The organism is Actinomycetospora straminea (assembly GCF_028737255.1).
Taxonomy (GTDB): Bacteria; Actinomycetota; Actinomycetes; order Mycobacteriales; family Pseudonocardiaceae; genus Actinomycetospora; species Actinomycetospora straminea.
In genome coordinates this window covers 24,517-45,337 of record NZ_JAQZAN010000033.1, presented here as the reverse complement: position 1 = coordinate 45,337, position 20,821 = coordinate 24,517, and the positions used below count along the sequence as shown (strand labels likewise).

The following is a 20,821-nucleotide window of genomic DNA, read 5'->3' as shown; positions in this document are numbered from 1 at the left end:
TGCCGGTGACGTCCTCGTTCGGGGCTGACGCCCGATCGGGGGAGCGCTCGGGACGCACGAAGGCCCGGCCACCGATCGGATGGCCGGGCCTTCGGGACGGGACGAACGTCGTCAGGGCCTCAGAGGAGGTCGAGGTCCACGTCGTTGCCGCTGAGGTTGTCGTTCAGGATGTCGTTGCAGACGATGTTGCCGATGTTGGCCCCACCGATCGGCGCCTGCGCGAGGACGTTGCCCAGGACCGCGTCGCCGCTGATGCCGCCGTTGGCCTCGGCCGAGCCGCCGGTGACGTTGCAGTCCGAGCTGTCGTCGTGGTGGCTCTTCTTCTTGTGGTCGTGGTCGTGGTCGTGGCTGTGCGCCTCGCCCGCCGAGGCGAACGGCGCGGCCGCGAGCAGACCCGCGGTGACGGCGATGGTGACGGTGCCGGCCTTCTTGAACATGGTTCCCCCAGAGAGGTCTTCGGTACTGCTCGAGTGGTCGTGCAGGTGGCGGATCGGGTCACGACCGCCGGGGAGGGCCGCCCGTCGACGGCGCGGCCCACCCCTCGCGCGGTGCGGTCCTCTACAGGACGTCGACGTCGACGTCGTTGCCGCTGGCGTTGCCGTTGAGGATGTCGTTGCAGACGATGTTCAGGGCGTTGGCGCCGCCGATCGGGGCCTGCACGATGGCGTTGCCGAGGAACGCGTCGCCGTCGATGCCGCCGTTGGCCTCCGCCGAGCCGCCGGTGACGTTGCAGGAGCCGGAGCTCTTGTGCTCGCCGTCGTGGTGACCGCCCTCGGTGGCGGAGGCGAACGGGGCGGCGGCCATGAGTCCGGCGGCCACGCCGACCGTCACGACACCCAGCTTCTTGATCACATGAACTCCTGGAGAGCTGCGTCGGGAGAGCGGGACCACCGTGTGGTCCGCCCGCCTGCTGCGGGCACGGACTGCGGACGGTGTGTCCCCGAGGAGCCACCGCCGAGGCGCGAGGGCCCCCGGGGTGACGTCACGGGTCTCAACGAGGGGGTCACGGGGTGGTTACGCAGGGAATCCGGAAGTCGGTTTTCGGTGACGGTGAGTGCTTGCGCTCTGCTGCTCGGCCGTGCGATCGGTGACCCGTACGGGCAAGCGCGCCGACCCTCTCGGCCCAACGCTCGCCGGCCCACGGCGACCGAGCCGACGATCACGACCCTCGTTCGGCGGTCACGATGTAGCGAGCGCCACGGGCGCGGTGGGTGACGGGTCGGGGGCGCGCTGGGCCGGCCGTGCGCGACGATGACCGCCGGTCGGCGGGACGAGAGGCGGTCGGTGTGGGGCAGGCGCTGCGGGAGCTCGTCGACGACGTGCTCGACCTCGAGCGCATCGAGCGCGACATCTTCCGGGGCCGGAGCCCCCGCGAGTCGCTGCTGCGCGTCTTCGGGGGACAGGTCGCCGGGCAGGCCATGGTGGCCGCCGGGCGCACCGTCGACGACGACCGGGACGTGCACTCGCTGCACGGGTACTTCCTGCGCCCCGGTGACCCGTTCGCCCCGATCGTCTACGAGGTCGACCGCACCCGCGACGGGCGCTCCTTCACCACGCGCCGCGTCACCGCCGTCCAGCACGGCGAGACGATCTTCACGATGTCCGCGTCGTTCCAGCGCCCCGAGGAGGGCGTCGAGCACCAGGCGCCGATGCCCGAGACGCCGGCCCCCGACGGGTTCCCCCGCCGCGACATGCCGCCGGTCCCGCGCGACGAGCCCGCCCGCACGACGACGGGCCGGGCGCTGACCTGGCCGCTCGACGTCCGCTACGTCGACCACTCGCCGTGGGACGACACCGAGGACCGGGACCCGCGCAACCGCGTGTGGGTGCGCGCCGACGGGGAGCTGCCCGACCCGGGGTCGTCCGGCGGGCGCCTGCTGCACGTCTGCGTCCTGACCTACGCCAGCGACCTCACGCTGCTCGAGGCGGCGGTGTTCCCGCACGTCGTCGGCGGCGCGACGTCCGGCGAGGTGAGCCTCGCGAGCCTCGACCACGCCGTGTGGTTCCACCGCCCGTTCCGCGCCGACGAGTGGCTGCTCTACGTCCAGGAGTCGCCGAGCGCCGGTGGCGGGCGGGGTCTCGCGGCGGGCCGCTTCTACACGCGCGACGGGGTGCTCGTCGCCTCCGTCGTGCAGGAGGGCCTCATCCGGAAGCGTCGCCCCTGACCGGGAGGCCGTGCTCGAGGTAGGGCCCGGCAGCGCCGGCGACGGTGCTGGCCAGGCGCCGGGCGAGCGGCGGGGGCAGGTGCTCGGCGAGGTCGTCGACCGCGACCCACGCCCACGCGTCGAGCTCGTCGGCCGGCAGCACGATGCGGTGCTCGTCGTCGCCGAGCACGCCGCCGTCGAAGAGGAAGAGGAGCTTGTCGTGGCCGCCGACGTCGGTCCAGTCGACGGTGAGCAGGGGCCCGGGGTCGCGGTCGAGGCCCAGCTCCTCGAGGACCTCCCGGCGGCACGCCACCGCCGGCGCCTCGCCGATCTCGACGACCCCGCCGGGCACGTCCCAGCCCGGCTTGTACGTGGGGTGGACGAGCAGCACGCGCCCCGCCCCGTCGCGGTAGACCGCGCCGGCGGCGACGAGCGGGCGAGCGGCGCCGGGCGGCACCCAGGGCGGCGCGGGCGGCAGGCTCACACCCGCCGACCCTACGAGCCGGCGCCCACCGGGGCGGCCGCGGCCGGTGCGCCGCCCGGCCCGGCGGCGTCCCCGGCGTCCGCCGTGTCCGCGGTATCGGAGGCGTCCGCGGTGACGGCGGCGTCGGCCGCGCGACCGAAGAACTCGACGTCGGTGGGGTCGAAGCGCCGGGTCTCCCACCAGTACCGCACGGTGAACCCGGGCCAGATCGTGCGGTTGACCCCGGCGGCGTCCAGGTACCAGCTCGTGCACCCGCCGCGGGTCCAGATGCCCTTCTGCAGGCGGTGCTGCACCGCGGCGTTGGAGCGCTGCTGGACCTCGGCGCGCACGTCGAGCCCGCCCATGCCGCGCGCGTGCACCGCCGTGATCGCCTGCGCGACCCAGCGCGCCTGGCACTCGATCATGAACACGACCGAGTTGTGGCCGAGACCCGTGTTGGGGCCGAGCAGGAGGAACAGGTTGGGGAAGTCGCTGACCGTCATCCCCAGGTGCGTGGCCATGCCCTCGGCGGCCCAGGTCTCGCGCAGCGTCCGCCCGCCCCGGCCGGTGATCTCGAGGCCGTCGTAGGCGTCGGTGACGTGGAAGCCGGTGGCGTAGATGATCACGTCGACGTCGTGCTCGACCCCGTCGCCGTCGACGATCGACGACGCGCGCACCTCGCGGACGCCGCTGGTGACGACGTCGACGTCGGGGCGGGCGAGCGCGGGGTAGTAGTCGTTGGAGACCAGGATCCGCTTGCACCCGATCGAGTAGTCCGGGGTCAGCTTCGCGACCAGCTCCGGGTCGTCGATCGAGCGCTCGATGTTCTTGGTGGCCAGCCACTCGACCGGCTTGAGCAGCGCCGGGTTCGCGTGGAAGCCGATCGCCCGCGACTCCAGTGCCGCGTACACCGCGGCGCGGTAGGCGCGGTGCACGCCCGGGTGGCGGGCGAGGAAGCCCCGGCGCGCGCCCGACAGCGGCCGGTCGCCCTTGGGCAGCACCCAGGCCGGCGTGCGCTGGTAGAGCTGCACCCGGGCGGCGACCCCGGCGATCTGCGGGACGAACTGGATCGCGCTCGCCCCGGTGCCGATGACCGCGACCTGCTTGCCGCGCAGGTCGACGTCGTGGTCCCAGCGGGCGGAGTGGAAGGAGGCCCCGGTGAAGGTGTCGGCGCCGGGCAGCTGCGGCGTCTTCGGGAGGTGCAGCGCGCCGACCGCGGACACGAGGAAGCGGGCGGTCCAGGTGCGCCCGCCGCGGGTGTGCACCGTCCAGGTGCGGCGGTGCTCGTCCCACGTCGCGCCGGTCATCTCCTGGCCGAAGCGCACGTGCCCGCGCAGGTCCTCGTCGTCGGCGACCCGCTCCAGGTAGTCGCGGATCTCCGGTTGCGGGGAGTACGAGCGGGACCAGTCGGGGTTCGGGACGGTCGACAGCGAGTACATGTGCGACGGGATGTCGCACGCGCACCCGGGATAGGTGTTGTCGCGCCACGTGCCGCCCAGCGCGTCGGCCTTCTCGAGCAGCACCACGTCGGTGATCCCGGCGCGGCGCAGCGCGAGGAGCTGGGCGAGCCCGGCGAACCCGGAGCCGACGACGACCACCTCGTGCACGCGGTCCTGGTCGGTGACCGCCTCAGGCATCGACGGGCTCGCCACGGGCGGTGTCCTGTCCGGTGATGACGTCGGTGGGGACGGGCGTGGAGCTCGCCGGCGCCGCGAGGAGCCCGGCGAGGTGCGCGGCGACCTCGTCGGCGCGCTCGAGGTTGATCATGTGCCCCGCGCCGGGCAGCAGCACGATGCGCGCGTCGGGCAGCGCCTCCGCGATCGCCCGCGCGTGGCGCTGGGGGCAGAGCCGGTCGTGGTCGCCGACGAGCACGACGGTCGGCGTGCCGCGCAGCGCGGTGAGGAACGAGCGCCGGCGGTGCTCGGCGATCGACATCCGGAACGCCGCGACGCTCGGCGGGTGGGCCGCGAGCGCCTGCTCGGCCACGGACAGGACGTCGGCCCGGCGGGGGTGCCGCCCGAAGACCAGGGCGCGGACCGCGCCCGCCATGGCGACGGCGCGGGCGCGCGGGCGGGCGCCGCCGGCGCGGCCGACGTCGCCGATCTCCCCGGCGGGCGCGCGGTGGCCGAGGCGGGCGGTCAGCGGGATGAGCACGTGCTCGCCGCGCGCCACCAGCCGGCCGCGACGACCGGAGAGCCCGAGGTCGAGCCGGTCCATGTCGTCGCTGGCGGTGGCGACGAAGGCGACCCCGACGACCCGCTCGGCCACCAGCCCGGGATGGCGCTCGGCCAGGGCCATGAGCGTCATGCCCCCCATGGAGTGGCCGGCCAGCACGAGCGGGCCGTCGGGGATGCGGTCACGGATCAGCGCGGCGAGGTCGTCGGCCGCGGTGGCGAGGGTCGCCGTGCCCTCGGGCGCGGCGTCGGAGCCGCCGTGCCCGCGGTGGTCGTAGCGCACGATGCGGGACCGGATGCCGGTGCGGCGCAGGTCGTCGACGACCCGGTCCCACGTCCGCAGGTCCTGCGACCACCCGTGCACGAGCACGAGCGTCGGGCGGCCCTCGCGACCGTCCTCCCCGGAGTCGCCGACGCGCAGCCGCGTGCCGTCCGGGGTCGCGAACCGGTCGACCTTCTCCCGCACCACGCGGCTCCCCTCGACGTGATCCTCGCCGTGATCCTGCTCAGCTCTCCCCCAGGAGGAACGACCGGCGCCACCAGGTCATGCCCGGGCGACCGACGAGACCTGCCTGGTCGAGGAACGGCATGATCTTCTCGCCGGCCCACCGGATCATCTCGTGGTGGTGGGGGTTGCCCAGCGCGGCGCGGCGGCCCTCGGCGGGGTCGATGCCGACGGCGGCGTAGACCCTCGGGTTGATGAGGCTGCGCACCACGAACATCGAGATGTAGGCGATGACGAAGCGCTGGTAGGCCAGCTCGGCGCGGGAGAGCTGCGCCATCCCGCGGGTGACCTCGTCGCGGGCGAAGGAGACGTGGCGCGCCTCCTCCATGATGTGGATGCGGTTGACCTGGCGCATGAGCGGCTGGATGCGCTCGTCCTCGGCCTGCTCGCGCTGCAGCCGGTCGAGCACCTCCTCGGCGACGAGGATCGCGCCGTAGGCGGCGGGGCCCCAGCTGACCACCGAGAAGAGCTTGCCGAGCCGGCGGATCGACTCGCGGGGCCCGTACGGCTCGACCCCGGCGGTGTGGACCATGCGCGCGAACATCTGCGAGTGGCGGCACTCGTCGGCGACCTCGGTGAGGGCGAATTGGGCGCGCGGCGTCGTCGGGTCCTCGGCGTAGAAGTCCTTGAGCAGGCGCTGCATGAGCAGGACCTCGAACCACAGGCCGACCGAGGCGACGCTGCACGCCTCGTGCTTGCCCAGCTCGACGCGCTGCTCGGGCGTCATCCGCTCCCAGAGCTCCGTGCCGTAGAGCGAGACCCGGTGCTCCGGCACCCAGATCTTGTCGGCGGGCAGCGGGGCGTCCCAGTCGATGTCGACCGCCGGGTCGTACGACTTCTTCGCCGACGACTTCAGCAGCCGCGCGGCCGTGACATGACGATCGGCTGCGTGCCGGTCCGCCGTGGGGGCGCTCATGGCTGGGGTCCTCCTGCTGGCCGGTGGCTGTCCCGTACACGGGGTAACCCGCACTTCCTGTACGTCTTACCCGTGGTAACTGTAACTGGTGGTAGCCTGCGGAACCGTGCCGGACGATGTCAAGCCGAACCGCCCCGGGAACGCCCCCTCGCGTGACGGGCGTCGCACGCGCTGGGAGAAGCACCGCGCCGAGCGCCGGGCGGAGTTCGTCGAGGCCGCGATGCGGGTCCTCGCCGACGTCGGGCCGGACTTCGGCATCGAGCAGGTCGCGCTGGAGGCCGGGGTCACCAAGCCGGTGCTCTACCGGCACTTCTCCGACAAGGCCGACCTCGTCGAGGCCATGGGCGAGCGGGCCACGGAGATCCTCCTGGACCGGCTGATCCCCGCGCTCAACAGCGAGGAGGCGCCGCTCCCGCGCATCCGCAAGTCGATCGACGCCTTCTTCGGGACGCTGGACGACTACCCGAACCTCTACTGGGTGCTCGCCCGGCACACGCCGATCGACGGCCGCGGCAGCGACGTGGTGCGCGAGGACAAGGAGATCATCGCGACCGCGCTGTCGGCGATGCTGGGCGACTACCTGCGCGCCTTCGGGCTCGACTCCGGACCCGCCGAGCCGTGGGCCCACGGCGTCGTCGGGTTCGTGCAGAACACGGCGGAGTGGTGGCTCGACCGCCAGTCCATGAGCCGTGAGAGCGTCACCGAGTACCTGACGACGCTCGTGTGGGCGGCCATCGACGGCTTCGCCCGCCAGCACGGCGTCACGATCGACCCCAACGTCCCGCTCGAGATCAACAAGGTGGTCCAGCTCCGAGCGGGCAGCGACCGGGGTCCGGCGGCGCCGGGCACCGGTCGGGCCGGTGGCCGACGGCCACCGGGGGCAGTACCGATCGAGCAGTGAGGAGCCCGGAGCGATGGCGCCAGCGGCAACACCCGAGCACGACCGGCACGACCACCACGACGAGCACGACGAGGACGGCCACCGCGGGCCGGCGACCCTCGTCGTCGACGGCGTCCCCTACGCCGTCGACGTGACGCTCGTGGGGCACTTCGAACCCCTCGACGGCCGCTACCACTGGTACGGGCGCGTGGCGGCACACGACGCGCTGCACGCGGCACTGGGCGGGAAGAAGCACGCCGCCCGGATCACGACCCCGACCGGCACGGCGGACGGCGAGCTCTCCGACGTCGACCCGTGGGGCCGCTACCGGCTCGCGGGCACGTCGACGCCGCCGTTCGCGGTCGGCTCTGCCGGGGTCATCTCGGCAGGGGTCGTCTCGACGGTCGGGGCGCTCTGATGGCGGGCCCCGGCGACCGCGCCGAGGGCCGGGCGATCGCCGAGCGGGAGGCCGCTACCCACGGCCTGTCGCTCGACGAGGTCCTGGCCGTGGCCACCCCGCAGCGCGCGGTCGCGGTCGTCACCGGCCTGATCGGCCCGACGGTCGACTTCGGCCCCGTCCCGGCCGGCCCGCACGGCATGGCCACCGCCTCGGCCACCGGCACGGTCGGGCGGCTCACGGCCTGGCGCGACGGCGTGACCCGCGTGATCGTCTGCGTCCCGGTCGCCCTCGACGTCACCGTCGTCGTCGGCTCGCGCTCGATCCCGGCGGAGGTCGACCTCGTGGTCCGCGTGGGCCTCGTCGGCCGCGCCGCGCCGGGCGCGGTGGAGATCGACGTCGACCCCGTGCGCAGCGAGGACATCGACGCCGACATCCGCACCCGCGGCGTCGGCGGCGTGTTCCTGCGCCGCCTCGGCGACCTGGACGCCGAGATCCGCCACCACGTCGGCGTGCACGTCGCCACCGTGCTCGCGACGCCCGAGGCCGTGGCGGAGTGCCGGATCGCGGTCTGAGGCTCCAACGTGAGCGGATTTCCCGGCCATGGCCGGGAAATCCGCTCACGTGGGGTCAGGCGCGGCGCAGGAAGCCGCGGCGGCGGGGGCGGGCGCCGATGCGGTGCTCCCGGCCGTCCTCGACGAGGGCGGCCACGGTCTCGGCGGCGTCGCGGCGGTTGGTGCCGATGCCGCCGCCGGGTCCACGCTTGATCCAGCCCACGACGTAGGTGCCCGCCCGCCCGTCGACGCGCCCGGCACGGTTCGGCACCGTGCCGGTCTCCTCGTCGAACGGCAGACCCGCCAGCGGGCGCCCGCGGTGCCCGATCGCCCGCACGACCAGCCCGGTCGCGAGCTCCGCGGACCCCTCCGGCCCGCCGACGCGGATCGCGGTGACCCGGTCGTCGCCGACGAGGGCCTCGGGCGGGGCGTGGAAGCGCAGGACGATCCGGCGGCGGTCGCCGGACGGGGGGACGTCGTCGACGCGCACCCGCGGCACGCCCTGCAGCAGGGCGGCGTGGTCGCGGGGCCCCGCGGCGTCGACCGTCGCGCCGACCCGTGGGTCGTGGTCGTCCACGACGACGTCGAGGTCGTCGCGGCGCAGCAGGGCGAGCAGCTCGCCGCGGGTGTAGGCGGCATGCTCCGGGCCCCGCCGCGCGAGCAGCACCACCTCGCGCACCCGGCTCGCCCGCAGGCGCTCGCGCACCTCCGGGGCGAAGGAGCCGGCGAGGCGCGCCGGGTCGGCGGCGAGGATGCGGGCGATGTCGAGCGCGACGTTGCCGGTGCCCACCACCACGGCCCGCGCCGGGTCCACCGTGTCCACCGGCACCGCGCCGGCGTCGATCTCCGGGTGGCCGTTGTACCAGCCGACGACGGTGGTCGACGCCAGGTGCCCGGGCAGGTCCTCGCCGGGCACGCCCAGCGTCCGGGCCGTCGGGGCGCCCACGGCGTAGATCACCGCGTCGTGGCGCCGCGCCAGCTCGTCGACGGTGATCGATGACCCCGTCGCTCCGCTCGCCCCGCTGACCGCCGATCCGACCTCGACCCCGAGACGCATCCGCAGCCGGTGGTGGTCGTGGTAGCGGGCGAACGACTCGCCGATCCCCTTGGTGCCGGCGTGGTCGGGCGCGACGCCGAAGCGCACGAGCCCGCCCGCGACCGGCAGCCGGTCGTAGAGCGTGACCCTCGCCGTGGTGTGCAGCAGCAGGTCCTGCACGGTGTACATCCCGGCGGGCCCGCTGCCGACCACCGCGACGTCGAGCGTCGGGAAGTCCGCCGGCAGCACCCGGTCGAACCGCACCGGGCCCCACGCGTGGAACAGCGGCGAGCCCTCCGGCGGCGCGGCCGGCTCGGTGCCGGCGAAGTGCTCGGCGTTGATCGCGGGGTAGTCCGCGAGCGCGCCGGTGAGCACCTCGGCCGGGAACACCGCGTCGACCGGGCACACCTCCGCGCACGCCCCGCAGTCGATGCACGTGCGGGGGTCGACGTAGAGCATGTCGGTGGTGCCGAAGTCGGGCTCGTCGGGCGTCGGGTGGATGCAGTTGACCGGGCACGCCGTGACGCACGAGGCGTCCGTGCAGCACAACTGCGTGATCGCGTACGGCACGGCGCGCTGTCTACAGGACGTGCGCGGCGCGGTAGAGCACCTTGGCCGGCGCGGTGAGCAGCCCCGCCGAGTCGAGGAACTCCATGAGCCCCGCGCAGCTCGAGCGCAGCAGCGCCCGGTGGTTCTGGTTGCGCTTCGCCTCGCGGCGCGCGCGCCTGGGGTCCAGGCCCGCGTTCTCGTAGACCTTGCCGTTCCACATGCTCGTGACGATGAAGAAGCCGGCGAAGGCGACGACGAGCGCGTCGAACTGGCGACGCAGGGCGCTCGCCCCCTGCAGGCGCTCGCGGGTCTCCTCGCGGGCGAAGCGCATGTGGCGCGCCTCCTCGACCACGTGGATGTTGTTGATCGTGCGCGCGAACGGGGCGACGCGCTCGTCGCGCATCCAGTCGCGCTGCATGACGTCGAGGACCTCCTCGGCCACGAGGATCGCGGCGTAGGCGGCCTCGCCCTTCGCGAGGGTCTTGAACACGCGCCCGCCCTCGATGACGTGGCGCGGCGGGCGGTACGCGGGGGCGCCGAGCTTCTGCGCGCCGCGCGCGAACATGATCGAGTGCCGGCACTCGTCGGCGATCTCGGTGAGCGCCCACTGGAACGCCGGGTCCGTCGGGTCCTTCGCGTAGAAGTCCCGGATGACCATCTGCTGCAGGATCATCTCGAACCAGATGCCAGTGCTCGCGACGGACGCCGCCTCCTGGCGGGTCAGCGCCGCGCGCTGCTCCTCGGTCATCTCGTCCCAGTAGGCGGTGCCGTAGAGCGTGCTCCACTCCGGGCTCGCGCCGTGGTGCAGGGGGTCGACCGGGCTGTCCCAGTCGACCTCGCGCAGCGGGTCGTACGACAGCTGGTCGGACGAGTCGAGCAGCCGTTCCGCGACGTCCGCCCGGTGCTCGCCGTGCATGGCGTCCTGCTCCGCGGTCGTCATGTCTCCTCCTGGCCGGACTTGCGGTCACCGTTACCTGCAGTAGGTGATACCCAAGGTAACAGTGACACCATGTCCGGCCGGGGCGAGGTGTGGTCGCGGTCACCGAGACCGCGGTCATGCCCGCCCCGGTGCGCGCGACGACACCCGGGTCGGCGGCGTCGCGAACGCGGACTCCGCGCGCGTAGAAGCAGCGAGCAGCGCGTTCGCTGCGTCAGGGGCGGCTGAGCTTCGTGAACTCCGCGCGGTCGACGACCTTCACGCGCGGCCGGCCGGCCGGCTCGCCGCGCCCGCGCTCGTGGGCGTCGATGGCCTCCCACCCGGTCTGGTCGACGAGGTCGGTGCAGCGCTCGCGCAGCCAGCTCTCGACGGCCGCGTGGTGGTCCTCGTCGCGCTCGGCCGGCGCGCGGCCGCCCAGGTCGGCGACGAGGTGGCGGACGGTCTCGTTGGCGTCCTTCTTGTTCGTGCCGATGATCCCGGTGGGCCCGCGCTTGATCCAGCCGACGACGTACTCGCGGTCGCGGCCGGTGATGCGGCCCTCCTCGTGGGGCACCGTGCCGGTCTCGTCGTCGAACGGGACGCCCGGCAGCGCCATCCCGCGGTAGCCGACGGCCCGCAGCACGAGCCCGGTCGCGACGGTCTCGCGCTCGCCGGTGTCGACGGCGCGGGTGCGGCCGTCCTCGCCGGTCTCGAGCCGGTTGACGCCGAGCACGATCTCCTCGACGCGCCCGTCGCCCCGCAGCTCGATCGGCGACCGGTAGAAGCGGAACTCCATGCGGTGCCCCGCGTCGGGGTCGGGGGCGTGCTCGGCGAACCCGCGCAGGATCTCGAGGTTGCGGCGGGTGGCCTTGGGCAGCGTGTCGTCATCGGCGATGCCGGCGGGCACCTGCTCGGGGTCGGCGACGACGGCGAGGTCGTCGATGTCGGCGAGCTCGCGCAGCTCGGTGGTGGTGAACGCGGCCTCGCGCGGCCCGCGGCGCCCGCAGATCAGGGCCTCGCGCACGCTGGAGGCGACGAGCGCGTCGAGGGCGTGGTCGGCGGTGTCGGTGGCGCGCAGGTCGGCCTCGGGCAGCAGCACCATCCGCGCCACGTCGAGGGCGACGTTGCCGGCCCCGATGACCACCGCGCGCTCGGTGTCCAGCGGCGGCGCGAGGTCGACGTGGTCGGGGTGGCCGTTGTACCAACCGACGAAGTCGACCGAGGCGATGCTGCCGGGCAGGTCCTCGCCGGGGATGCCCAGGCGGCGCTCGGTCTGCGAGCCGACGGCGTAGACGACGGCGTCGTAGCGCTCGAGCAGCTCGTCGCGGGTGATGTCCTCCCCGAGGTGCACGTGCCCGAAGAACCGGAAGCCCTCGCGGCGCGCGGTCTTGTCGTACTGCGCGGACACCGACTTGATCTTCGGGTGGTCGGGTGCCACCCCCGCACGGACCAGGCCCCAGGGCGTGGCCAGCCGGTCGAACATGTCCACCCGCACGTCCAGGTCCGCGTCCAGTAGCGCGGCCGCGGCGTAGAAGCCCGACGGCCCGGAACCGACGACGGCGACGTGGTGGGGTCGCGTCGTGTGATTCTCCACGCGATCATCGTGGCCCACCCGGACGCAGGGCGCACCCGTCTGCTCCGTTCCGTGATCCTCGGGTGTGGCCGCCACGCCGGGCCCGACACGCCGACGGACGAGTGATCCCGAGCCGGGGCGTGGCCCGATCCCGCCTCGGTCGAGTGGTCACTCCATGGGATCACCGAGCGCGAGAAGGGCCCGTCACCAGGGCTAACGTCGTCCGCGATGATCAGCGACGAGAACGGCGCGCTCGAGGACGCGGTCGCGGCGGCCACCCAGTGGCGCCGCGGGCTCGACGTCCTCGACGACTACGCCGGCGGTGGCGTGCTGTCCGAGGAGCTCGCCGACGACCTCGTCAACGACCTCGTCGGCCTGGTCGGCGCCGCGCGCCCCCGCCGGCACCGGCGCAGCCCGCACCATGGGACCCGGCCGGGCCCGCAGCCGAGCCGTCCCGCGGTGACGCCGCCGCCGATCCGGCCGCGGCTGACGCTCGTGCGCGACTGAGCTAGCGCTTCACCGCGACCAGCACCAGGTAGTGCAGGTCGTTGCCGGCCATGCTCAGCCGGTGCCGGAACCGCCGCCGCACCAGGACCTGCGACGGGTGCGCCGACCCGGCGGTCGCCTCGATCATCGCCTCGACGTCGGTGACGTCGTGGTCGGCCTCCCCGCCGGCCAGGGTCAGCGCCAGGAACGACCCGGGCGGGAACGCGTCCCACAGCTGCGCGAGGGCGTCCACCGGGACGTGGCCCTCGCCGACGGCGCCGGCCGCGACGAGCGCGGTGAGGGCCTCGTCGCGCACCAGCCGGGTCACCTGCTCGACGTCGAGCCGCTCGCCGACGAGGTAGTGCCGGTAGAGCCCGGGACGGTCGCGGTGCGCGGCGTCGCGGGCCTCGGGGATGCCGTCGGCGCCGGCGACGACGGCGACGCCCCGGTCACGCAGCTCCTCGCCGACGACGCCGTTGCCGGCGCCGAGGTCGAAGGCGCGCAGCTCCCCGACCGGGCGGCCCTCGGCCTCCGCGGCCTCGACGAGCGCGCCCGCGACGGTGGCGGGCGACGCGCACTCCAGGCGGCGCTGGACGACCTCCTCGTACAGCCCGGGCACGTCGTAGACCCGCGCGTAGTCGTGCAGCGTGATCCGTTCGTCGGTGCCGTCGGGGTGGTGGAGCAGGAACTCCTCCTGCGCCTGACGTCGCCCGGGGGTGTCGTCGAGCTCCACGGTCCAGCCGGCCGCCGGCTCCCTCGCTGTGGCCATGGCGGCCATCATGCAGGTCCGGCGGGTCCGTCGGCTGTGGCGAACGTCCCCGTCGCGGCGCTGTGGCCTCGGTCCCCTGTCGTTTCCTGCGTGATCCGGGGCGGTCACCCTCGAGGTGTCAGGCCGCGCGTCGCCGTCGCCGCCCGCACACGACCCGGGTCGCCGCTCCGCCGGCCGCCGCAGGGGAGGTCCGTCATGAGTGCCGTTCCCGCCCACTCGCCCGTCGCGCAGCTGATGCGCCCGGGCGCGCGCCCGAAACCCCCGGACGTCACCGCGGACGACCGCGAGCACGCCGTCACCGTCGTCTGCCACCTCCTGCACGCGGAGTGCGAGCAGTGGAGCTGGACGACCCACCAGGCCGACGTCCACCGCCGCGAGGCCGTCCGCATCGTCGGTGCCCTCACCCGCGAGGGGTGGGCGCCGCACTCGGCCGCCTGACGGGGCCACGTCGTCGGGCCGGACGGCCGGTAGATTGCTGCTCCGAACGGCTCATCCCGGGCCGGAAGGGGTGGGCATGGCCATCGAGGTGGACGGCGTCGAGATCCACGAGACCTCGCGCGGGTCCGGGGCGGCCTGGCGCTGGAGCTCCGCGGGCCCCTCGACGATCGACTACGAGATCCAGTGGGTGGAGAACAAGGACACGTTCCTCTACTCCACCCGCGTGCGCCCCGGCGGCTGGAACGTCTCGCAGCTCGACCCGAACACGTGGGTGGGCGACGGGACGCTCGAGGGCGCCCGGGACATGGTCTCCCGGGGCCTGCCGACGCTGCCGCACTGACTCCAGGTCCGCCCGGAGCAGCGTCTCCGGCCGTCTGCGCGCGCCCGGAATGGACGAACGGCGCTCTCGGTGCTGTCGAAGCACCGAGAGCGCCGTGCGTTCGTCGGGCGGGGTCGGCGAACGGCCTAGTTGCTGCTGCCGCCCAGCACCCCGGCCTCGCTGAGCTTCGCCATGACGGCGTTGGGGCCGTCGAACTGCTGCTTGTCCATGTTCTTCAGCGTGTCGACGAGCTGCTGGTCCGCACCGTTCGAGCTCGCGTGCGAGGCCAGGTCCTCGGGCCCGCCCGGGTACTGGAAACCGGCGAGCGTCTTCTGCACCTGCGTGACGTCGTAACCCATGGGCCGCGGGTAACCAGCGCGCCCGGCGGACAACCGCTCACCTACCCTCGTCCGGGTGCTGGCCCGAGCCGCCGGGATCGCCCGGTCCCTCGCGATGTACCACGGCATCCCGGGTCGACAGCGCCGGATGCGCGCCTTCTACGGGCAGTTCCTCGGCCCGGGCGACCTCGCCGTCGACGTCGGCGCGCACGCCGGCAACCGGGTGCGGGCGTGGCGGGCGCTGGGCGCGCGGGTGGTCGCCGTCGAGCCGCAGCCCGACTTCGTGCGCCTCCTGCGCCTGTTCTTCGGCCGCGACCCGCAGGTGACCGTGCTGCCGACGGCGCTCGGGGCCGCGCCGGGCACCGCCGAGCTGGGCATCTCCCGCGCGACGCCGACGGTGTCGACGGTGTCGTCCGCGTGGCGCGAGACGGTGTCGGGCGACGCCGGGTTCACGTCCGTGCGCTGGCAGGACACGGTGACGGTGCCCGTCACGACGCTCGACGAGCTCGTCGCCGCGCACGGGGTCCCGGCCTTCTGCAAGATCGACGTGGAGGGGTTCGAGGCGGAGGTGCTGGCGGGTCTGTCGCGGCCGCTGCCGGCGCTGTCGTTCGAGTACCTGCCCGCGGCCCACGACGCCGCGCTCGCCGCGCTCGCCCGCGTCGAGGCGCTCGGGCCGCACCGCTACCGCTACTCGCCGATCGAGACGATGCGCTGGGACACCACCGCGGGCGACCGCTGGCTCGACGCGGACGAGCTGGTGGCGCTGCTCGACCGGCGCCGCCCGGCAGGGCGCTCGGGCGACGTCTACGCCCGCCCGCACGGCGGTGTCGTGTCCCCGGAGATCCGGCATCCTGGACGGCCATGATCCGCCGGTCCCTCGCCACGCCCGTGGCCGTCCAGCTCGCGGCGGCGGCGGCCCTGCTGGCCGGGGTCCTCGCGCTGCTCGCGGCGGTCGTCGGGGTGAATGCGGTGGGCGTGGGGGTCGCGGTGCTGGTGGCCGTGGTGGCCGGCGTGCTCGTGGTCCGTGCGGCCGCCGGCGCGGGGGTCGCGACGCTCGGTCCGGCCGGGAGCATCACGCTCGCCCGCGGCGCGCTCGTCGTCGCCGCCGTCGCCCTGGTCGGGCGGGACGCCGCGTCGGCGGCGCTGGTGACGCTGACGGTCGTCGCGCTCGCCCTCGACGGGGTCGACGGCCCCGTCGCCCGGCGCACCGGCACCGCCTCGGCGCTCGGCGCCCGCCTCGACGTCGAGTTCGACGCGCTCCTGCTGCTCGTGCTGGCCGTGCACGTCGCCCTGGTCACCGGGGCGCCGTGGGTGCTGGCGGTGGCCCTGCTGCGCTACGCGTTCGTCGCCGCCGCGCGGGTCCTGCCGTGGCTGCGCGGCGAGCTGCCCGTGCGGCGGTCGGCGAAGCTGGTGGCGGCGCTGCAGGGCGTGGCGCTCATCGTCGCGGCGGCCGGGGTGCTGCCGGTGGGCGTCGAGCTGGCGCTGGTCGCGGTGGCCCTGGTGGCGCTGGTGTGGTCGTTCGGGGTGTCGGTGGTGTGGCTGTGGCGGGCCGCCGACGCCCGCACGGTCGGGTGAGCCCACACTCGGGGACCGTGACGCCCCCGTTCCCCGCCGTCGTGCTCGACCTCGACGGCACGCTCACCGTCCCCGGCACCACCCGGCCCGCGCAGGGTGTGGTCGGGCTGGTCGAGGGCCTGCACGCGCGCGGGGTGCCGCTGGCCGTGGCCACGTCGGCGTCGACGCGGGTGGCGCGCCGGGTGCTCGACGAGCTGGGGCTGCTCCGGTGTGTCGACAGCGTCGCCGGCCGCGGGCCCGACGGCGTCGACGCGGGCAAGACCGCCGTGGTGGGCGAGGCGCTGCTCGGGCTGGGGATCACCGCGGCGGCGCCCGGCACCCCGATGCTCGGCGACGGCCCCGCCGACATCGCGGCCGCGCTCGCCCACGACCTCCTGGCGATCGGCGTGGCCTGGGGCGGCACGCGGCCCGCGGCGCTGCGCGAGGCCGGGGCGCGCGTCGTGCTCGAGCACCCGGACGAGCTGTGGGCGCTCGGGGCATCCTGAGCACGTGCCCCGCTGGGTCCTGCACCTCGACCTCGACTCGTTCTTCGCGTCGGCCGAGCAGCTGACCCGCCCGACGCTGCGCGGGCGCCCGGTGCTCGTCGGCGGGCTCGGGCCGCGCGGGATCGTGGCCGGTGCCAGCGGCGAGGCCAAGGCGTACGGGGCCCGGTCGGCGATGCCGATGGGCCAGGCGCGCCGGCTGTGCCCGCACGCCACGGCGCTGCCCCCGCGCACCGCGCTCTACCGGGTGCTCTCCGAGCGGTTCTTCGGCGTCGTGCGGGCGTGGGCGCCGGTGCTCGAGCAGATCGCCTACGACGAGACGTTCGCCGAGCCCGAGGCGCTCGCCGACGCCGACGCCGACGACGTGCGCGCCTTCGCCGACCGGCTGCGGACGGAGGTCCGCTCCGAGACGGGGCTCGCGGTGTCGGTCGGCGCGGGCTCGGGCAAGCAGGTCGCCAAGATCGCGTCGGGGCTCGCGAAGCCCGACGGTGTCCACGTCGTCGCCCAGGGTGGCGAGCGCGCGCTGCTCGACCCGCTGCCGGTGCGTGCGCTGTGGGGCATCGGGCCGGTCGCCGAGGCCACGCTGCACCGCAGCGGCGTCGAGACCGTGGCCGCGCTCGCCGCGATGGACCTCGCCGACGTCACGGCCCTGCTCGGCGCGGCCGTCGGCACCGGTCTGCACCGGCTCGCGCGCGGGCTCGACGACCGCCCGCTGGTGGAGCGGGGCGAGGCGAAGCAGGTCAGCGCGGAGACGACGTTCGACGAGGACCTCTCGGACCTCGGCGCCGTGCGGGCGGCCGTCGCCGAGCTGGCCGAGGGCGCGCACCGGCGCCTGGTCGCCTCGCACCGGGCGGCGCGCACGGTCAGCGTGAAGATCCGCAGCGCGTCGTTCGGGACGACGAGCCGGGCCGAGACCCACGCCGACGCCACCACCGACCTCGCGACCCTCACCGACACCGCCCAGCGCCTCGCCGTCGCCGCGCTGCCCGACGCCGGCGTCCGGCTCGTCGGCGTCTCGTTCTCCGGGCTGACGACCGCGGTGCAGGAGGCGCTCTTCCCCGGCGCGCCCGCATCGTCGCCCACCCCGGCGTCGGCGCCGGCGCCGGCATCGGTCCCGGTGGAGGCGCCCGAGGAGCCCGAGCCGGGACGCGAGTGGCGCACCGGCGACGACGTCGCCCATCCCGAGCACGGCCACGGCTGGGTGCAGGGCGCCGGGCACGGCCGCGTCACCGTGCGGTTCGAGACCGCCACGACCGGCCCCGGCCGCGCCCGCACCTTCCGCGCCGACGACCCGGCCCTCAGCCGCGCCGACCCGCTCGGTGCCTTCGGCAGGTGAGCAGAACAGCGTGCTCCAGCACTCCTTTCTGCTCACCTGCGCGGAGCGCACCCCACGAGCGCCCGGGCGGCCGCCGTGGCCACGCGCGGGGCGTCCGGGGTCGCCGCGGCGGCGGAGGCGACCATCGCGCCCTCGTGCAGGACGAGCAGCTGGAGCGCGAGGTCGGGGTCGGTCAGCCCCGCCCGCGCCAGCTCGGTCGCGAACAGCTCGCGCAGCCAGCGCTTCTCGTCGTCGATGACCGCGCGGCCGGGGTGGTCGGCGCGGTCGAGCTCGGCGAAGGCGTTGACGAACGCGCAGCCGCGGTCGGCGTCGACCATCCACGCCTCGAGCACCACGAACGGCGCGAGCGCCCGGCGCACCGGGTCGGTCTCGGCCTCGACGGCGGCGGTGACCCGCGCCCGCCAGCGCTCGTCACGCGCGCGCAGGTAGGCGGCGACGAGCTCGTCCTTCGACCCGAAGCGGTCGTAGAGCGTGCGCTTGGTGACCCCCGACTCGGCCGCGATCGTGTCCACGCCGACCGCGTGGATGCCGTGGGCGTAGAAGAGCTCGGAGGCGACCTCGAGGATGCGCCGGGCCCCCGGCGTGAGGGTCGTCGTCATGGCGGGATCTCACAGATCTGTGTACCTTGGCGGATGTTCACAGGTCAGTGTAGTCGAGGAGGGGTCATGGCGGCGGTGCCGGAGACGATGCAGGCCGCGGTGCTCACCGGCTTCGGGGGCCCGGAGCTGCTGGAGGTCCGCGAGGTCGACGTGCCGCGGCCCGGCGCGGGCGAGGTGCTCGTGCGCGTGGGCGCGGCGGCGCTGAACAACACCGACATCTGGACCCGGCAGGGCGCCTACGGCCTGCCCGGCGACCCCGACGCGCTCGCCGGGTGGCGCGGGCCCGTCGACTTCCCGCGCATCCAGGGCGGGGACATCGCCGGCGAGGTCGTGGCCGTCGGCGAGGGCGTCGACCCCGCCCGGGTCGGCCGGCGGGTGCTCGTCGACCCGGCGTTCTACGACGGCCCCGGTCCCGACGCGAGCCCGGTCGGCCTGCTGGGCAGCGAGGCCGACGGCGGGTTCGCGCAGTACGTCGTGGTCGCCGACGGGCGCGCGCACGACGTCACCGGCTCCCCGCTGTCCGACGAGGAGCTCGCGGCCCTGCCCGTCGCGTCCGGGACCGCGGCGGGGATGCTCGCGCGCGGCGGGATCGGCGCGGGCGAGACCGTGTTCGTCACCGGCGCCTCGGGCGGCGTCGGCCTGGCGGCGGTGCAGCTGGCGACGGCGCGGGGCGCGCGTGTCGTGGCGCTCACCGCGCCGGCCAAGGAGCAGGCCGTGCGCGCGGCCGGTGCGGTGGCCGTCGTGCACCGGGGCCCCGACGCGGCCGTGGTCGCCGCCGCCGTGCGCGCGGCCGCGGGCGGTCCGCTCGACGCCGTCGTGGACGTCGTCGGCGGGGCGCTCCTGCCGGCGCTGCTCGAGCACGTGCGCGACGGCGGCCGGTGGGTCGTGGCGGGCGCGATCGCCGGCGCGCGGGTCGACCTCGACCTGCGCCGGCTCTACCTGCACAACGTCAGCCTCGTCGGCTCCTCGATGCACACGCCGGCGCACTTCGACGAGCTCGTCGCCGACGCCCGCGCGGGGCGGGTCCGCCCGCTGGTCACCGCGTCCCACCCGCTGGCGGCGATCCACACCGCCCAGGAGGAGTTCGCGGTCGCCGAGCGCGTGGGGAAGATCGTCGTGCGCCCGTGATCGACGGGGACTTCGCGCGCGTAGAAGCAGCGAGATACCCGTTCGCTGCGAACTCAGGCGCGCTGCGAACTCAGGCCCGCGCGAACGCCGTGCGCAGCTCGTCGACGAAGTCGCCCGGGACCTCGAGCGAGGCGAAGTGCCCGCCGGTGGGCAGGACGTTCCAGTGCCGCAGGTCGCGGAAGCGCGCCTCGACCCAGGCCCGCGGCGGCTTGGCCATCTCGGCGGGGAAGATCGAGACCGCGCTCGGGACGGTCACCGGGGAGTCGACGTCGGTGCCCCCGAAGCTCTCCCAGTACAGCCGCGCCGACGAGGCCCCGGACGCGGTGAGCCAGTAGATCGCCGCGTTGTCGAGGACCCGGTCGCGGGGCACGCCGCCGAAGCCGTCGCCGTCGGTCCAGGCGACGAACTTCTCGGCGATCCAGGCGAGCTGGCCCGCGGGGGAGTCGACGAGGCCGTAGCCCAGCGTCTGGGGCCGGGTGCGCTGCTGGGCCGAGTAGCCCGAGCCGACCCGGCGGAACTCCTGCACCCCGGCGAGCCACTGCCGCTCGGTGTCCGACAGGGCGGAGTCGTCGAACCCCTCGGGGCGCCGCGCCATCGGCATCGTCGTGTGCATCATCGCGACGCGGTCGGGGTGCCGGACGGCGAGCGCGGTCGTGACCATCGCGCCCCAGTCGCCGCCCTGGGCGAGGAAGCGGTCGTAGCCCAGCCGTCCCATGAGCCCCGCCCAGGCGTCGGCGATGCGCTCGACGCCCCACCCGGGACCGGTCGGCTTGTCGCTGAACCCGTAGCCCGGCAGCGAGGGCGCGACGACGTGGAAGGCGGGCAGCGCCTGACCGTCGGGACCGTCGCCGGGGTCGACGAGGGCGTCCAGGACGTCGAGGACCTCGACCACCGAGCCGGGCCACCCGTGGGTGACGAGCAGTGGCCGAGCGTCACGTCGCGGTGACCGTACGTGCAGGAAGTGGATCCCGAGCCCATCGATCGCGGTGCGGAACTGACCACGTCGGTTGAGCTCGTCCTCGACGCGGCGCCAGTCGTGCTCCTCGAGCCAGGCGCGGCAGAGCTCGCCGACCGCGTCGAGGCCGATGCCCTGCGACGGATCGGTCGCGGGCTCGGGCAGACGGACGCGCCGCAGGCGTTCTCGCAGGTCAGCGAGCTGCTCCTCGGGCACGTCGAGGACGAACGGCACGACCTCGACGGCCGGATCGCCGGCGGGCACGGGAGCGTCAGCGGCCACGGGAGAT

Annotated in this window: 25 protein-coding genes; 12 read left to right on the top strand and 13 right to left on the bottom strand. The window is 75.0% G+C overall.

What is annotated here, in order from left to right; genetic code table 11:
* Positions 1-119: 119 nt before the first annotated feature.
* On the bottom strand, positions 120-437 hold the full coding sequence (locus PH190_RS29160; RefSeq protein WP_274235048.1) for a hypothetical protein: 318 nt from the start codon (positions 435-437) through the stop codon (positions 120-122).
* A 121-nt stretch (positions 438-558) separates the two neighbouring features.
* Entirely contained in the window at positions 559-852 is a 294-nt protein-coding gene (locus tag PH190_RS29155; protein WP_274235047.1) for a hypothetical protein, read from the bottom strand.
* Between the two features lie 434 nt (positions 853-1,286).
* Between PH190_RS29155 and PH190_RS29150 the strand changes: the two genes are divergently transcribed.
* Positions 1,287-2,165: an acyl-CoA thioesterase gene (locus PH190_RS29150; RefSeq protein WP_274235046.1), complete on the top strand. Its 879-nt coding sequence runs from the start codon at positions 1,287-1,289 to the stop codon at positions 2,163-2,165.
* Here PH190_RS29150 and PH190_RS29145 read toward each other — a convergent pair.
* From PH190_RS29145 to PH190_RS29130, 4 genes are read right to left on the bottom strand one after another with little or no spacing between them, the layout of a single operon-like run.
* A complete protein-coding gene (locus PH190_RS29145; RefSeq protein ID WP_274235045.1) occupies positions 2,143-2,628 on the bottom strand; it encodes an NUDIX domain-containing protein in 486 nt (161 codons plus the stop codon). The genes PH190_RS29150 and PH190_RS29145 overlap by 23 nt on opposite strands.
* A gap of 11 nt (positions 2,629-2,639) precedes the next feature.
* A complete protein-coding gene (locus PH190_RS29140) occupies positions 2,640-4,244 on the bottom strand; it encodes a flavin-containing monooxygenase (RefSeq protein WP_274235044.1) in 1,605 nt (534 codons plus the stop codon).
* Complete coding sequence (locus PH190_RS29135; RefSeq protein WP_274235043.1) at positions 4,237-5,250, bottom strand: alpha/beta hydrolase; 1,014 nt, start codon at positions 5,248-5,250, stop codon at positions 4,237-4,239. The genes PH190_RS29140 and PH190_RS29135 overlap by 8 nt, the downstream gene beginning before the upstream one ends.
* 37 nt (positions 5,251-5,287) lie before the next feature.
* Entirely contained in the window at positions 5,288-6,202 is a 915-nt protein-coding gene (locus tag PH190_RS29130) for an AurF N-oxygenase family protein (RefSeq protein ID WP_274235042.1), read from the bottom strand.
* Between the two features lie 106 nt (positions 6,203-6,308).
* Between PH190_RS29130 and PH190_RS29125 the strand changes: the two genes are divergently transcribed.
* The 3 genes from PH190_RS29125 to PH190_RS29115 are packed head-to-tail and all read left to right on the top strand — an operon-like array spanning position 6,309 to position 8,054.
* Complete coding sequence (locus tag PH190_RS29125) at positions 6,309-7,103, top strand: TetR/AcrR family transcriptional regulator (protein WP_274235041.1); 795 nt, start codon at positions 6,309-6,311, stop codon at positions 7,101-7,103.
* A gap of 13 nt (positions 7,104-7,116) precedes the next feature.
* Entirely contained in the window at positions 7,117-7,500 is a 384-nt protein-coding gene (locus tag PH190_RS29120; RefSeq protein ID WP_274235040.1) for a DUF4873 domain-containing protein, read from the top strand.
* Positions 7,500-8,054 carry a hypothetical protein gene (locus PH190_RS29115; RefSeq protein WP_274235039.1) on the top strand — a complete coding sequence of 185 codons (555 nt, stop codon included), beginning with the start codon at positions 7,500-7,502 and terminating at the stop codon, positions 8,052-8,054. The genes PH190_RS29120 and PH190_RS29115 overlap by 1 nt, the downstream gene beginning before the upstream one ends.
* A gap of 55 nt (positions 8,055-8,109) precedes the next feature.
* On the opposite strand, the gene PH190_RS29110 is transcribed toward PH190_RS29115, so the two are convergent.
* The 3 genes from PH190_RS29110 to PH190_RS29100 form a co-directional block, all read right to left on the bottom strand.
* The gene (locus PH190_RS29110; protein WP_274235038.1) at positions 8,110-9,639 is read right to left on the bottom strand and encodes an FAD-dependent oxidoreductase; all 1,530 of its coding nucleotides are present in this window, start codon (positions 9,637-9,639) and stop codon (positions 8,110-8,112) included.
* A 10-nt stretch (positions 9,640-9,649) separates the two neighbouring features.
* A complete protein-coding gene (locus tag PH190_RS29105) occupies positions 9,650-10,558 on the bottom strand; it encodes an AurF N-oxygenase family protein (protein ID WP_274235037.1) in 909 nt (302 codons plus the stop codon).
* A 211-nt stretch (positions 10,559-10,769) separates the two neighbouring features.
* Positions 10,770-12,128, bottom strand: coding sequence for an FAD-dependent oxidoreductase (locus PH190_RS29100; protein WP_274235036.1), 1,359 nt, complete (start codon positions 12,126-12,128; stop codon positions 10,770-10,772).
* A 207-nt stretch (positions 12,129-12,335) separates the two neighbouring features.
* Between PH190_RS29100 and PH190_RS29095 the strand changes: the two genes are divergently transcribed.
* Positions 12,336-12,614: a hypothetical protein gene (locus PH190_RS29095; RefSeq protein ID WP_274235035.1), complete on the top strand. Its 279-nt coding sequence runs from the start codon at positions 12,336-12,338 to the stop codon at positions 12,612-12,614.
* 1 nt (position 12,615) lies between these two features.
* Here PH190_RS29095 and PH190_RS29090 read toward each other — a convergent pair whose 3' ends face one another.
* Entirely contained in the window at positions 12,616-13,362 is a 747-nt protein-coding gene (locus PH190_RS29090; protein ID WP_274235034.1) for a class I SAM-dependent methyltransferase, read from the bottom strand.
* Between the two features lie 195 nt (positions 13,363-13,557).
* On the opposite strand from PH190_RS29090, the gene PH190_RS29085 reads away from it, so the two are divergent.
* Complete coding sequence (locus tag PH190_RS29085) at positions 13,558-13,800, top strand: hypothetical protein (protein WP_274235033.1); 243 nt, start codon at positions 13,558-13,560, stop codon at positions 13,798-13,800.
* A 76-nt stretch (positions 13,801-13,876) separates the two neighbouring features.
* The gene (locus PH190_RS29080; protein ID WP_274235032.1) at positions 13,877-14,140 is read left to right on the top strand and encodes a hypothetical protein; all 264 of its coding nucleotides are present in this window, start codon (positions 13,877-13,879) and stop codon (positions 14,138-14,140) included.
* A gap of 125 nt (positions 14,141-14,265) precedes the next feature.
* Here PH190_RS29080 and PH190_RS29075 read toward each other — a convergent pair whose 3' ends face one another.
* Positions 14,266-14,478, bottom strand: coding sequence for a DUF2795 domain-containing protein (locus PH190_RS29075; protein ID WP_274235031.1), 213 nt, complete (start codon positions 14,476-14,478; stop codon positions 14,266-14,268).
* A gap of 55 nt (positions 14,479-14,533) precedes the next feature.
* Between PH190_RS29075 and PH190_RS29070 the strand changes: the two genes are divergently transcribed.
* Genes PH190_RS29070 through PH190_RS29055 form a run of 4 tightly spaced genes read left to right on the top strand, consistent with a single transcriptional unit; the run spans position 14,534 to position 17,850 of the window.
* On the top strand, positions 14,534-15,322 hold the full coding sequence (locus PH190_RS29070) for an FkbM family methyltransferase (protein ID WP_274235030.1): 789 nt from the start codon (positions 14,534-14,536) through the stop codon (positions 15,320-15,322).
* Positions 15,319-16,032: a CDP-alcohol phosphatidyltransferase family protein gene (locus tag PH190_RS29065; protein ID WP_274235029.1), complete on the top strand. Its 714-nt coding sequence runs from the start codon at positions 15,319-15,321 to the stop codon at positions 16,030-16,032. The genes PH190_RS29070 and PH190_RS29065 overlap by 4 nt, the downstream gene beginning before the upstream one ends.
* Before the next feature lie 17 nt (positions 16,033-16,049).
* Entirely contained in the window at positions 16,050-16,517 is a 468-nt protein-coding gene (locus tag PH190_RS29060) for an HAD family hydrolase (RefSeq protein WP_274235028.1), read from the top strand.
* A 4-nt stretch (positions 16,518-16,521) separates the two neighbouring features.
* On the top strand, positions 16,522-17,850 hold the full coding sequence (locus PH190_RS29055) for a DNA polymerase IV (protein WP_274235027.1): 1,329 nt from the start codon (positions 16,522-16,524) through the stop codon (positions 17,848-17,850).
* Between the two features lie 32 nt (positions 17,851-17,882).
* On the opposite strand, the gene PH190_RS29050 is transcribed toward PH190_RS29055, so the two are convergent.
* Positions 17,883-18,449 (bottom strand): TetR/AcrR family transcriptional regulator, encoded by a 567-nt coding sequence (locus tag PH190_RS29050; RefSeq protein WP_274235026.1) that lies wholly within the window; start codon positions 18,447-18,449, stop codon positions 17,883-17,885.
* Positions 18,450-18,515: 66 nt separating this feature from the next.
* Here PH190_RS29050 and PH190_RS29045 point away from each other — a divergent pair, with 66 nt between their 5' ends.
* Positions 18,516-19,577 carry a zinc-binding dehydrogenase gene (locus PH190_RS29045; RefSeq protein WP_274235025.1) on the top strand — a complete coding sequence of 354 codons (1,062 nt, stop codon included), beginning with the start codon at positions 18,516-18,518 and terminating at the stop codon, positions 19,575-19,577.
* Positions 19,578-19,647: 70 nt separating this feature from the next.
* Here PH190_RS29045 and PH190_RS29040 read toward each other — a convergent pair whose 3' ends face one another.
* The gene (locus tag PH190_RS29040; protein ID WP_274235024.1) at positions 19,648-20,814 is read right to left on the bottom strand and encodes an epoxide hydrolase family protein; all 1,167 of its coding nucleotides are present in this window, start codon (positions 20,812-20,814) and stop codon (positions 19,648-19,650) included.
* Positions 20,815-20,821: the final 7 nt, after the last annotated feature.